Consider the following 11,880-nt stretch of genomic DNA (forward strand, 5'->3'; position numbering starts at 1 on the left):
CAAAAGTCCTATCCTGGGCATTGCGCCGGCCCTGCGGTGCGGGGAAAGTGGCGGGGCAACCATGCTCCACCGCACCACGCGCCGTCCGCAGTTCTTCTACACCACCGCGCCGATGCCCTGCCCTTACCTGGCAGGCCGGACGGAACGGAAGATCGTGACCGAGCTGACCGGCGCGGATTCAGAGGTGCTGCATGACCGCCTGTCGCGCGCGGGGTTCCGCCGCAGCCACAACATCGCCTATTCGCCCGTGTGCTCGGGATGCCGGGCCTGCATTCCCATTCGCATCGTCGCGGCCGGCTTCCAGCCGGACCGCACGCAGCGGCGGGTGGAGCGGGCGAATGCCGACCTGACGATGCAGGAAGCCGGCGCCCGAGCGACGGCCGAGCAATTTAACCTGTTCCAGCGCTACCAGCAGGCCCGCCACAACGACGGCGACATGGCGTCGATGGGCTTCTACGACTACCGGGCCATGATCGAGGACACGCCGATCACCACCCATGTGGTGGAGTTCCGCGATGCCGAAGGGCGCCTGGTCGCCGCGTGCCTGACGGACCAGCTGAGCGATGGCCTGTCCGCCGTTTATTCCTTTTACGACCCAGAGCTTGAGCGCCGTTCGCTTGGCACCTTCGCCGTGATCTGGCTGGTGCGGCGCGCCCAGCAGCTGGGCCTGCCTTACGCCTACCTGGGCTACTGGGTGCCGCAAAGCCGCAAGATGGCCTACAAGGCGCGGTTCCAGCCCAGCGAGATCCTGATGGGCGGCCAATGGCGGCCGATGCTGGCGACCGACGCGGGTCAGTCCCTCGAATAAGGCCAGCGGCCGAGCCACAACGTGTCCTCGATGCTATCGGTGCCGGCGGCGAGCATCGCCAGCCGGTCGAAGCCCATGGCGATGCCGGCGGTGGCCGGCATGCCGTGGCGCAGGGCGTCCAGGAAGTCCTCGTCCACCGGCCAGCCCTCGCCATACAGCCGCTCGCGTTCCCGGACATCATGGGCGAAGCGCTCTGCCTGCTCAGCGGCATCGGTCAGTTCGTCGAAGGCATTGGCCAGCTCCAGCCCGGCCACGAACAATTCGAAGCGCAGCGCCACGCGGGGGTCGGCCGGATCACGCCGCGCCAGCGCCGCCTGGGGCGCGGGCCAGTGCGTCAGGAACGTCGGCCGCGCCTGGCCCAGCCGCGGCTCGATCCTTTCAAGCAACAGGCGGAAGAACAGGTCCTCCCAACCTTCCTCGCCCCGCGGCGGAAGGCCCGCCCGCATGGCCGCCTCGCGCAGCGCCGCCGCATCGCCCGCCCCGGCTGCATCGACCGTGGCGAGGATGTCGATGCCGTCGCAGTGACGGGCAAAAGCTTCGGCCACGGTCAGGCGCTCGAACGGTCCCGACAGATCGGTGGCTGTGGCGCCGTGGCGGACCCTGGCGGGCAGCACCGCCTTCAGGAAGGCTTCGGTTTCCCGCATCAGCGAGCACAGATCGGCGCCGGGCCGGTACCATTCCAGCATGGTGAACTCTGGCCCGTGCCGCGACGAGACCTCGCCGTTGCGCCACACCCGGGCAAGTTCAAAGACCGGCCCAGCGCCGCCGGCCAGCAGGCGCTTGATGGCCAGCTCGGGGGAGGTCCGCAGCCACAGCGGCTGGTCAGCCCCGCCCAGCAGTGGCCGGAACGCGGTACGGAAGGCCGCGAGGTGCACTTCCATTCCGGGCGCCGGGACCAGGGCCGGTGTTTCGATCTCCGTGTACCCGCGAAGGTTGAAAAAAGAGCGGGTGGCGGCCAGCAGACGGGCCCTGGCCCGCAATGCCGGGAGGCGGGCGGCAAGGCGGCTTGGGTGCCATTCGGGCAGTGAATCCAGGGCATCGGGCATTGCGGCGTCGGGTCTTCCAGGCGTAAGGCCGCGCGACCATGCCCGACGCCCCACAGCTTTTGAAGCCGCGCACGCTGCGCGACCCCGCCGCCCTGGTCCAGGCCGGACTCGTTTCGCCAGAAGCGCAGGCAGGGTTGGAGAGGGTGGCCGAGCATTACGCCATGGCGATCACTCCCACGGTGCAGGCCCTGATCGACCGGAGCAACCCGCGCGACCCTATTGCCCTGCAGTATGTGCCAAACGCGGCAGAGCTGGTCACCTTGCCGAGCGAGCGCAGTGACCCGACCAGCGATGCACCCTTCACGCCGGTCAAAGGCGTCGTGCACCGATACCCGGACCGTGCTCTGCTCAAGCCGCTGCTCGCCTGCCCCGTATATTGCCGCTTCTGCTTCCGCCGGGAGGTGGTGGGACCGGATGGCGGGCTGCTGACGGAAGCGGAACTGGATGCAGCGTTGGACTGGTTCGCCGCGACGCCGACGGTTCGCGAAGCCATCCTCACCGGTGGCGATCCGTTGATGCTCTCGTCCCGTCGTTTGCGGCACATGATCGAACGCCTGTCTGCGGTGCCGCACCTCGATATCATCCGCCTGCATTCGCGCGTTCCAGTCGCCGCACCCGAACGCATCAATGACGATATTATAGCTGCATTATCAACGCATAAAGCAGTTTTCCTCTGCGTCCACGCCAACCATGGGCGGGAGTTCACGGCCGAGGCGGCTCAGGCATTGCGACGGCTGCGGTTGGGCGGAGTGACCTTGCTGGGCCAAAGCGTGCTGCTGCGTGGCGTGAACGATACCGCTGAAGCCCTTGAAAACCTGTTTCGCACGATGCTCACACATCAGGTGAAGCCGTATTATCTGCACCAGCTCGACCGCGCGCCCGGCACGGCCCGGTTCGAGGTGCCCATTGCGGAAGGGCGCCGGCTGCTCCGGCAGTTGCGCGGGCGGCTGACCGGGCTCGCATGGCCGACCTATGTGCTGGATCTCCCGGACGGATCGGGCAAGGCGCCGCTGGGACCCGACTTCGCCCGGCAACAGGATGATGCCTGGCTGGTCGAGGGACCTCTGGACGGGACGACGCATCGCCACGGCGATTGAAGTCCGAAACCAAGGCGGCCTTCCCGCAGGCCACGCATCGGCTAACCTGGGGTCATGGCACTTTCCTTGTCGATCCTGGATCAATCCACCGTCGTGTCCGGGCGAGACCCGGCCGACGCCATCCGGGAAACGCTGGAGCTGGCACGGCTGGCGGACCAGCTGGGCTACGCGCGTTACTGGCTTGCCGAGCACCACAGCAGCGCCAGCCACGCGGGCACGGCCCCCGAAGTGTTGATGGCCGCCATCGCGGCGACCACGCGGCGCATCCGCCTTGGCTCGGCTGGGGTGATGCTGCCGCATTACGCGGCGCTCAAGGTCGCGGAGCAGTTCCGTGTGCTGGAAGCCATCGCGCCGGGCCGCATCGACCTTGGCGTCGGTCGCGCGCCCGGCAGCGACGGGCGGACTGCCTTTGCGTTGAACCCGGCGGCCTATCAGCAGACGGGCGACGAGTTCCCCCGGCAGGTGCAGGATCTGATCGGCTGGCTCGGCGAAGGGCTGCCCGTGGACCACCCGTTCCGGAGCGTCGAGGCACAGCCGGCGGGCCCGACGGCGCCGCAGGTCTGGATGCTGGGCAGTTCCGACTACGGCGCGCGGCTCGCCGCCATCCTGGGGCTGCCATACTGCTTCGCGGCCTTTATCACCGATGGGCGTGGCACCGCCGGGGCGCTGGCCCTGTACCGCCAGCACTTCCGCGTGCTGCCGGGCCGCCTGGCGGCGCCGCAGGCAGCGATCGCAGTCTTCGCCCTGTGCGCCGACACGGAAGCGGAAGCCCACCGGCTGTACCGCTCCCGCGAGGTCTGGAAGCTGTCCCGCGACCGCGGGATTTATGCACCGCTGCCCAGCGTGGCCGAGGCGGAAGCCTATCCGCTGTCGGATGCCGAGCGGACCCGGCTGGACCAGGCCCGGCCCCGCGCCATGGTGGGCACGCCGGAGCAGCTCCGCGACAGGCTGCTGGCCTTGGCCGGCGAGGTCGGCGCCCAGGAAATCGCGCTGCTGTGCCCGATGCACGATGCCGCCGCGCGCCGTCGCTCGATCACCCTCCTGGCGGAGGCCTTCGGCTTGGCCCATGCGCCGGTTTCTTGACATTTCGCTCCGCAGCGCGCTCTACCCCGCACATCGTGGTCGCAGCGGCTGTCGCGGCAGACCGAAGCGGGGCCTGGCGCTATCCCTGACATGACGACGAAAAAGAAAGCCGGCGGCTGGGGCGAAAGCCTGAAGACCGTCATCTATGCCGGGCTGATCGCCATCGGTATCCGCACGGTGGCGTTCGAACCGTTCAACATCCCCTCCGGCAGCATGATCCCGACCTTGCTGGTGGGTGACTACCTGTTCGTGTCGAAATACGCCTACGGCTATTCCAAGCACTCGATGCCCTTCAGCCCGGACCTGTTCCAGGGGCGCATCTTCGGCTCGCTGCCGGCGCGCGGCGATGTCGCGGTGTTCAAGTACCCGCGCGACAACAGCACGGACTACATCAAGCGCATCATCGGCCTGCCGGGCGACCGCATCCAGGTGCGCGCCGGCCGGCTGTACGTGAACCAGCAGGAAGTGCCGCGGGAATCGCTCGGCCTCTACACGGTCGAGGGCGACGGCCCGCGCATCACGGTGCGACGCTACCGCGAGGCCCTGCCCGCCTCGCCCGGCGCCGCGCCGCGGCAGCACGAGATCCTGGAAGCGACCGACGACGGCCCCTACGACAACACCACCGAGTTCCTGGTGCCCGCGAACCACGTCTTCGCCATGGGCGACAATCGGGACAACAGCCTGGACAGCCGCGCCATGAACGCGGTGGGCTTCGTGCCCGTCGAAAACCTGGTCGGCCGCGCGGAGATGATCTTCTTTTCCGTCGATGGTTCCTCCGCCTGGTGGGAAGTCTGGTCCTGGCCCTTCGCCATCCGGTGGAACCGCCTGTTCTCGGCGGTCCGGTGAAGCCGGGGTTTGAACTCCGGCTGGGCTACACGTTCCGCGACCCGGCCCTGTTGTCCCAGGCGCTGACCCACCGATCGGCCGCCGATCCGCGCCGGGACATGCTGGATTCCAATGAGCGGTTGGAATTTCTTGGCGACCGCGTGCTGGCCCTGGCCATGGCGGAATGGCTGTCCGAGCGCTTTCCCAACGAGCGCGAAGGCGCGCTCGGCAAGCGGCTGTCCGTGCTGGTGGCGGCGGAAACCCTGGCCAAGGTCGGGGACGCCATCGGGCTGCCGGCCGTGCTCCGCATTCCTCCGGCCGAGGGCCGCACCGGCCTGCGCGGCCGCGCGACCGTGATCGCGGATGCGACCGAGGCGCTGATCGGCGCGATGTACCTGGATGGCGGGCTTGCACCGGCCCAGGCCTTCGTGCGCCGCGAATGGGTGGCGCATATCGCCGCCGACCCCACCCCGCCGATGTCGGCCAAGAGCCGGCTTCAGGAATACACCCTGGGCCGGGCCGAGGGGTTGCCGGAATACCGCCTGGTCTCGACCACGGGGCCGTCCCATATGCCGGTTTTCGTGGTATCGGTGCTGGCCGCCGGCCGCGCCGCGGAAGGCCATGGCGACTCCAAGCGCGCGGCGGAACAGGCCGCGGCGGAAGCTTGGCTGGCAGCATTGTGAATTGAGGCTATGACCGACACCCCCGAGGCCTCCCCCCCGTCGCCCACCGAGGCCCCCCGGACCCGCTGCGGCATCATCGCCGTGGTCGGCGCGCCGAACGCCGGCAAGTCGACGCTGGTCAACCGGCTGACCGGCAGCAAGGTCTCCATTGTTTCGCCTAAGCCGCAGACCACGCGGTTCCGCATCCGCGCCGTGGTGATGCACAACGAGGCGCAGTTGGTGCTGGCCGACACGCCGGGCATCTTTTCGCCCCGCCGCCGGCTGGATCGCGCCATGGTCGCCGCGGCCTGGGAAAGCACCCAGGATGCCGACCTGGCCTTGCTGGTCGTCGATGCCCGTGCCGGGCTGACGGAAGCGCTGCAGTCCATCCTGTCTGTCCTGAAGCGCTCGCGCGCCCCGGTCTGGCTGGTGCTCAACAAGACCGACCTGATCGACACCAAGCGGCTGCTGCCGCTGACCGCCGCGCTGAACGAGCAGATCCAGTTCGCGGAAACCATGATGGTCAGCGCGGAAACCGGCGACGGCCTGCAGCGCATGTTGGACATGATGGCGGCCCATGTTCCCTTCGGGCCCTACCTGTTCCCCGAGGACGACCTGTCCGACTTGCCGGACCGCATGCTGGCGGCGGAGATCGTGCGCGAGCAGATCCTGCGCCAAACGCATGAGGAGGTGCCGCACCACGCCACGGTGGAAACCGAGCAGTGGGAAGAACGGCGCGATGGCTCCGTGCGCATCGACTGCACCATCTACGTGGGCCGCGCATCCCAGAAGGCGATCCTGATCGGTGATGGCGGCAGCAAGGTGAAGGACATCGGCCGGCGCGCCCGGGCGGAGTTGGAAACGCTGCTGGACCGCCGCGTGCACTTGTTCCTCAACGTCAAGGAACGGCAGGGCTGGGACGAGGAGCGTGCCCGCATCCGCGCCATCGGCCTGGAAGACATCGGCTGACGCCAGGCCGATGGAGTGGGACGCCCCCGCCATCGTGCTGGAGGCCCGGCCCTACGGCGAAGGCGGCGCCATCATCTCGGTATTGACCGAGGAGCACGGGCGCTTCGCCGGACTTGCGAAAGGTGGTTCGTCCCGCGCCCAGGCGGGGCTGTGGCAGCCGGGCAATCTAGTGGAAGTGCACTGGGTGGGCCGGCTGGCCGAACAACTGGGGCACCTCACCGGCGAGATGGTGCACCCGACCGCCGCGCTGGCGATGGACGACCCGCTGGGCCTCGCCCTGCTGAATTCCGCCTGCGCTCTCGCCGCCGACACCCTGCCCGAGCGTGAACCCCATCCGCGCGTCTTCGCGGCGCTGTTGCCGCTGCTGGCCCATCTGCACACGGGCGGCATCGGCCTGGTGGATGAATACGTGCGGTGGGAGATGACCCTGTTGGAGGCACTGGGCTATGGGCTGGATTTGTCCCGGTGCGCCGCCACGGGCTCGACAGAGGCGCTGAACTGGGTGTCGCCCAGGACGGGACGCGCGGTGAGCGACCCCGCCGCGGCGCCCTTCGCCGGGCGCCTGCTGCCCCTGCCCGCCTTCCTGCACGGCGCCCAGGCCGAGCGCGATCCGGAGGCTTGGCTGCAGGGATTGCGACTGACCGGTCACTTCCTGGCGCGCGATGCCTTCGGGGCGCGGAACCGCCCGGTGCCGCCGGCGCGGGAACGGCTGGAACATCGGGTCGCGGATCTGCTGTCGTGACAGATCCTGTGCTTCCGGACGTCTTGCCTGCAGGGCTGCGGCTGGTGTTCTGCGGCAGCGCGCCGGGGGCGGTTTCGGCTGCTCGCGGCGCCTACTACGCCCATCCCGGCAACCGCTTCTGGCCCATCCTGGCCGAAGCCGGCTTCACGCCATCTCGCTGGACACCCCGGGATTTCCCACGCCTGCCAATACTCGGGATCGGGCTGACGGATTTGGCGAAGCATGCGTCGGGCAATGATGCTGACCTGCCCGTCGACGCCTATGACGTCCCCGGCCTGTGCCAGCGCATCCGGGCCGCAGCGCCAGTCATGCTGGCCTTCACCGCCAAGGCGCCGGCCTCGGCTGTCCTGGGGCGCAAGACCGCAGCCATTGGCTACGGCCGGGTGGAGGGGCCACCGGATATGCCACCCATCTGGGTCCTCCCCTCCACTTCCGGTTCCGGTGTCCGGCACTGGGACCCACGCCCCTGGCTCGCGCTGGGTGCGTGGTTCCGCAGTGGGGGGCCTGCTTAGTCGCGCAGGTCGGCCGGCACCTTGCCGCCGTTCTCGGCCAGCTTCTTCATCACCTGCTTGTGCAGCCAGATGTTCATGCTGGCGGAATCATTGGTATCGCCGGTGTAGTGCAGCTCCTGCGCCAGCTCCTTGCGGGCCTGCAGGCTGCTGTCCAGGTCCAGCAGCTTCATCAGGTCGACGATGGACTGCTTCCAGTTCAGGGACTGGCCGTTCTTGGATGCCATTTCGGTCAGCACGGCGTCGACGTCCACCGTCGGCTGGGCGCCGCCCATCGTTGTCGCCGCGGTGGGGTTCTCGCCGGTCGGCACCGAGGGGGTAGCGCCGGACGGCACGCCAGGGGTGGCGGGCGCGGGCGCCGCGGTCGTGTCGGTCGAGGCCGGGGCGGCGGTGTCCTGCGCCGCCGCGGGCTTCTGACCGAAGATCTTGGACATGATGGAGCCGAAAATGCTCATGGCGATGGTCCTTCTGCTGCCGACGTCAAAAGCCGGTCGCCTTGGGAACGCCTTGTAACGCCATCCGGCTGCATGGCCGCTTCATGTTTACGTTTCGTTCTTGTCCTCTGGCCTTCGACGCCCCGATGCGCTAGCCCCCGTTGCAGCACGACCACCACCATGCCCGACTGGCCAGGGAGCCCACCATGCCCGACGACCTGACGTTGCTGCCGCAGGACGGCGAGCTGCCCACCAACTTCTCGGCGGCGTTGTCCGAGCGGTATCTGGCCTATGCGATGTCCACCATCACGGCGCGCTCGCTGCCGGATGTGCGGGACGGGCTGAAGCCGGTGCACCGCCGCTTGCTCTGGGCCATGCACCAGCTGCGGCTGGACCCGTCAGGCGGCTTCAAGAAATGCGCCCGCATCGTCGGCGACGTGATGGGTAAGTACCATCCGCACGGAGATGCCTCGATCTACGAGGCCATGGTGCGGCTCGCCCAGGAATTCGCCGCCCGCTACACGCTGGTGGAAGGCCAGGGCAACTTCGGCAACATCGACGGCGATAACGCGGCCGCCATGCGCTACACCGAGGCCCGGCTGACCGCCGTGGCCCAGGCGCTGCTGGAAGGCATCGAGGACAACGCGGTCGATTTCCGCGCCACCTACGATGGCGAGGAGCAGGAGCCGATCGTCCTGCCGGCGGCCTTCCCCAACCTGCTGGCCAACGGTGCCAACGGCATCGCGGTGGGCATGGCCACCAGCATCCCGCCGCACAATGCGGGCGAGCTCTGCGCCGCCGCGCTGGAGCTGATCCGCAACCCGGCCGCCGATATCGACGCCCTGCTTCGCCACGTCCCCGGCCCCGACTTCCCCACCGGCGGCATCCTGATCGAGCCGCCGGAAGCGGTACGGGAGGCTTATGCCACCGGCCGCGGCGGCTTCCGCCTGCGGGCGCGGTGGGAGCGGGAAGCGCTGAAGAACGGCACCTGGCAGGTGGTGGTCACGGAAATCCCGTACCAGGTACAGAAGTCCCGGCTGATCGAGCAGATCGCGCAGCTGCTGGAAGAAAAGAAGCTCCCCCTGCTAGCCGACGTGCGGGACGAAAGCACGGACGTGGTGCGCATCGTGCTGGAGCCGAAGACCCGCACGATTGAGCCCGCCATGCTGATGGAAACGCTGTTCCGCGCCACCCAGCTCGAGAACCGCATTTCGCTGAACATGAATGTGCTGGATGCCGAGCGCACGCCGCGCGTCATGGGCCTTGGCCCCGTGCTGCGGGCCTGGCTCGACCACCGGCACGTGGTGCTGGTGCGCCGCAGCCAGCACCGCCTGGACGCCATCGCGCGCCGGCTGGAGATCCTGGACGGCTACCTGATCGTCTACCTCAACCTCGACGAGGTGATCCGCATCGTGCGGGAGGAGGATCATCCGAAGCCGGCGCTGATCGCCGCCTTCGAGCTGACCGACACCCAGGCAGAAGCCATCCTCAACATGCGGCTGCGGGCGCTCCGCAAGCTGGAGGAGATGGAGATCCGCCGCGAGCACAAGAAGCTTTCCACAGAGCAGAAGGCGCTGCAGGGCCTGCTGGGCAGCGAAACCAAGCGCTGGAACCGCATCGCCGAGGAGATCGAGGCGACCCGCGCGAAGTTCGGCGAGGACACCGAGGTCGGCCGCCGCCGCACGACGCTGGACGCCGCCCCCGCTGCCGTGGTGATCGACGAGCGCGCCTTTGTGGAGCGCGAGCCCATCACCGTGATCCTGTCCGAGAAGGGCTGGATCCGCGCGCTGAAGGGCCACGTGCCACCGGAAAACGAGCAGAAGTTCAAGGAAGGCGACCGGCTGCGCTTCATGCTGCACGCCCAGACCACCGACCGCCTGTGCCTGTTCGCCACCAATGGCAAGTGCTTCACCATCAAGGCCGACACCCTGCCGCGCGGCCGTGGCGACGGCCAGCCGGTGCGGCTGATGGTGGATCTGACCAACGAGGATGATGTCGTCACGCTGTTTGTCTGGAAGGACGGCGTGAAGCACCTCCTGGCCTCCACCGACGGACGCGGCTTCATCATCAAGAGCGAGGACCTGGTGGCCGAGAAGCGCACCGGCAAGCAGGTGCTGGTGATCGAGCCGGGTGGCGAGGCGGCCTGCTGTATTCCTGCGGCGGGCGACAGCGTCGCGGTGATCGGCGAGAACCGCAAGCTGCTGGTCTTCCCGCTGGAGCAGTTGCCGGAAATGACGCGCGGCCGCGGCGTCGCCCTGCAGGGCTACAAGGACGGCGGTCTGGCCGACGTCAAGGTCTTCACCGCCAGCGCCGGCCTGACCTGGAAAATCGGCGAGCGGGTGCGGCTGGAAACTGATCTGACCACCTGGCGCGGCAACCGGGCCGGTGCCGGCCGCCAGCCGCCCAACGGCTTCCCGAAAAGCAACCGCTTCGGGGACTGACGGCTCAGGCCACGTCCTCGTCCAGCCGCTGCAGGTGGCGCAGCGGTGGGAACAGGCGCATCCACAGCCCGGCCACCAGGATGGTGCCGACGCCGCCCAGAACCACCGCGGCGACCGGCCCCATCACTGCGGCGAGCGAGCCGCTGCGGAACTCGCCAAGCTGGTTGGAGGTGCCGATGAACAGCAGGTTCACCGCCGCCACCCGGCCCCGCATGTTGTCCGGCGTGCGCAGCTGCACCAGGGTGGAGCGCACCACGACGCTGACCACGTCCGCCGCCCCCAGCACCACCAGCGCGCCAGCCGACAGCGGCAGCCAGGTGGACAGCCCGAAGACGATGGTAGCCGCGCCGAACACCGCGACGGCGGCGAACATCAGAAGCCCGGCATGCCGCTTGATCGGCCGGCGGGCCAGCCAGGCGGATACCGTCAGGGCGCCCACCGCCGGGGCACCGCGCAGGATGCCCAGCCCCCAGGGCCCGGCGTGCAGGATGTCGTGGGCGTAGAGCGGCAGCATCGCCGTGGCGCCGCCCAGCAGCACGGCGAACAGGTCCAGTGAGATGGCGCCCATGATCTCCGGCCGCGACCGGATGAACACCAGCCCGCCGAACACCGTGGCCAGAGATACCTTTTCCCGGGGCCGGGCCGGCTGACGCTGCCGGACCAGCAGCAGCGACACGGCCGCGCCAGCGAAGATCGCCGCCACCACCGTGTACACGAAGCCGGCTCCCACGCCGTACAGCAGGCCGCCCACGGAAGGTCCGATGATGGTGACCGTCTGGAAGAGCGAGGAGGACAAGGCCGCGGCGCGGGAAAACAGCGCGGGGGGCACCAGCCCGGGCAGCAGCGCTTGCAGGCTTGGCCCCTCGAAAGCCCGCACGGCACCCAGGAAGGCGACCAACGCGTAGATCAGGCCCGGTGTCACCACGTGGCGAAACGAAGCGAAGGCGAAGACCAAGGCGCCCAGGCCGGCCAGAATCTGACAGATGGCGGCGATGCGCCGCCGGTCGAAGCGGTCCACCACATGGCCGGATAGGAAGGCCAGCACCACCATCGGCAGGAACTGCGCCAGACCGACAAGGCCAAGTGCCAGGGGGCTGCGCGTCAGCTCGTAGATCTGCCAGCCAACGGCCACGGTCTGCATCTGGTAGGCCAGCCCGGACAGGCTGCGGCTGCCGATAAAGGACGCCACGCCGGGGTGGCGGATCAGGGATGCCTCCGGAGTTGCGGAGGCATCGGAAGGCTGCGGCATCGTGGAAGGTTTCCG

The 11,880-nt window shown here is 68.8% G+C and carries 12 protein-coding genes; 9 read left to right on the top strand and 3 right to left on the bottom strand.

The features are described 5' to 3' along the window. Positions 1-61 precede the first annotated feature (61 nt). Positions 62-808 (top strand): arginyltransferase, encoded by a 747-nt coding sequence (locus IAI59_RS12460; RefSeq protein WP_207418372.1) that lies wholly within the window; start codon positions 62-64, stop codon positions 806-808. Here the strand turns inward: IAI59_RS12460 and epmA are convergent. Then, positions 793-1,854 carry an EF-P lysine aminoacylase EpmA gene (epmA, locus tag IAI59_RS12465; RefSeq protein WP_207418370.1) on the bottom strand — a complete coding sequence of 354 codons (1,062 nt, stop codon included), beginning with the start codon at positions 1,852-1,854 and terminating at the stop codon, positions 793-795. The two genes, IAI59_RS12460 and epmA, sit on opposite strands and share 16 nt — an antisense overlap. A gap of 38 nt (positions 1,855-1,892) precedes the next feature. Here epmA and IAI59_RS12470 point away from each other — a divergent pair, with 38 nt between their 5' ends. The 7 genes from IAI59_RS12470 to IAI59_RS12500 all read left to right on the top strand — a co-directional run bounded on the left by IAI59_RS12470 (position 1,893) and on the right by IAI59_RS12500 (position 7,744). Next, positions 1,893-2,951, top strand: coding sequence for a lysine-2,3-aminomutase-like protein (locus IAI59_RS12470; protein WP_207418368.1), 1,059 nt, complete (start codon positions 1,893-1,895; stop codon positions 2,949-2,951). A 66-nt stretch (positions 2,952-3,017) separates the two neighbouring features. Continuing rightward, positions 3,018-4,034, top strand: a complete 1,017-nt coding sequence (locus tag IAI59_RS12475; RefSeq protein WP_237180836.1) for an LLM class flavin-dependent oxidoreductase — start codon at positions 3,018-3,020, stop codon at positions 4,032-4,034. A gap of 90 nt (positions 4,035-4,124) precedes the next feature. Then, the gene (gene lepB, locus IAI59_RS12480; protein WP_207418364.1) at positions 4,125-4,880 is read left to right on the top strand and encodes a signal peptidase I; all 756 of its coding nucleotides are present in this window, start codon (positions 4,125-4,127) and stop codon (positions 4,878-4,880) included. Next, positions 4,877-5,542 (top strand): ribonuclease III, encoded by a 666-nt coding sequence (rnc, locus tag IAI59_RS12485; RefSeq protein WP_207418363.1) that lies wholly within the window; start codon positions 4,877-4,879, stop codon positions 5,540-5,542. Before lepB ends, rnc begins: the two co-directional genes overlap by 4 nt. A gap of 9 nt (positions 5,543-5,551) precedes the next feature. Beyond that, positions 5,552-6,490, top strand: a complete 939-nt coding sequence (era, locus tag IAI59_RS12490) for a GTPase Era (protein WP_207418362.1) — start codon at positions 5,552-5,554, stop codon at positions 6,488-6,490. Between the two features lie 10 nt (positions 6,491-6,500). Beyond that, positions 6,501-7,232 carry a DNA repair protein RecO gene (gene recO, locus IAI59_RS12495; protein ID WP_207418361.1) on the top strand — a complete coding sequence of 244 codons (732 nt, stop codon included), beginning with the start codon at positions 6,501-6,503 and terminating at the stop codon, positions 7,230-7,232. Then, the gene (locus IAI59_RS12500) at positions 7,229-7,744 is read left to right on the top strand and encodes a mismatch-specific DNA-glycosylase (protein ID WP_237181123.1); all 516 of its coding nucleotides are present in this window, start codon (positions 7,229-7,231) and stop codon (positions 7,742-7,744) included. The genes recO and IAI59_RS12500 overlap by 4 nt, the downstream gene beginning before the upstream one ends. On the opposite strand, the gene IAI59_RS12505 is transcribed toward IAI59_RS12500, so the two are convergent. Beyond that, entirely contained in the window at positions 7,741-8,196 is a 456-nt protein-coding gene (locus IAI59_RS12505) for a DUF3597 domain-containing protein (protein ID WP_207418358.1), read from the bottom strand. The genes IAI59_RS12500 and IAI59_RS12505 overlap by 4 nt on opposite strands. A 185-nt stretch (positions 8,197-8,381) precedes the next feature. Here IAI59_RS12505 and parC point away from each other — a divergent pair, with 185 nt between their 5' ends. After that, positions 8,382-10,616 carry a DNA topoisomerase IV subunit A gene (gene parC / locus IAI59_RS12510; protein WP_207418356.1) on the top strand — a complete coding sequence of 745 codons (2,235 nt, stop codon included), beginning with the start codon at positions 8,382-8,384 and terminating at the stop codon, positions 10,614-10,616. 4 nt (positions 10,617-10,620) lie between these two features. Here parC and IAI59_RS12515 read toward each other — a convergent pair whose 3' ends face one another. Further along, on the bottom strand, positions 10,621-11,865 hold the full coding sequence (locus IAI59_RS12515) for an MFS transporter (protein ID WP_207418354.1): 1,245 nt from the start codon (positions 11,863-11,865) through the stop codon (positions 10,621-10,623). Between the last annotated feature and the right edge of the window lie 15 nt (positions 11,866-11,880).

It is taken from the genome of Roseomonas haemaphysalidis (assembly GCF_017355405.1).
GTDB classification, from domain to species: Bacteria; Pseudomonadota; Alphaproteobacteria; order Acetobacterales; family Acetobacteraceae; genus Pseudoroseomonas; species Pseudoroseomonas haemaphysalidis.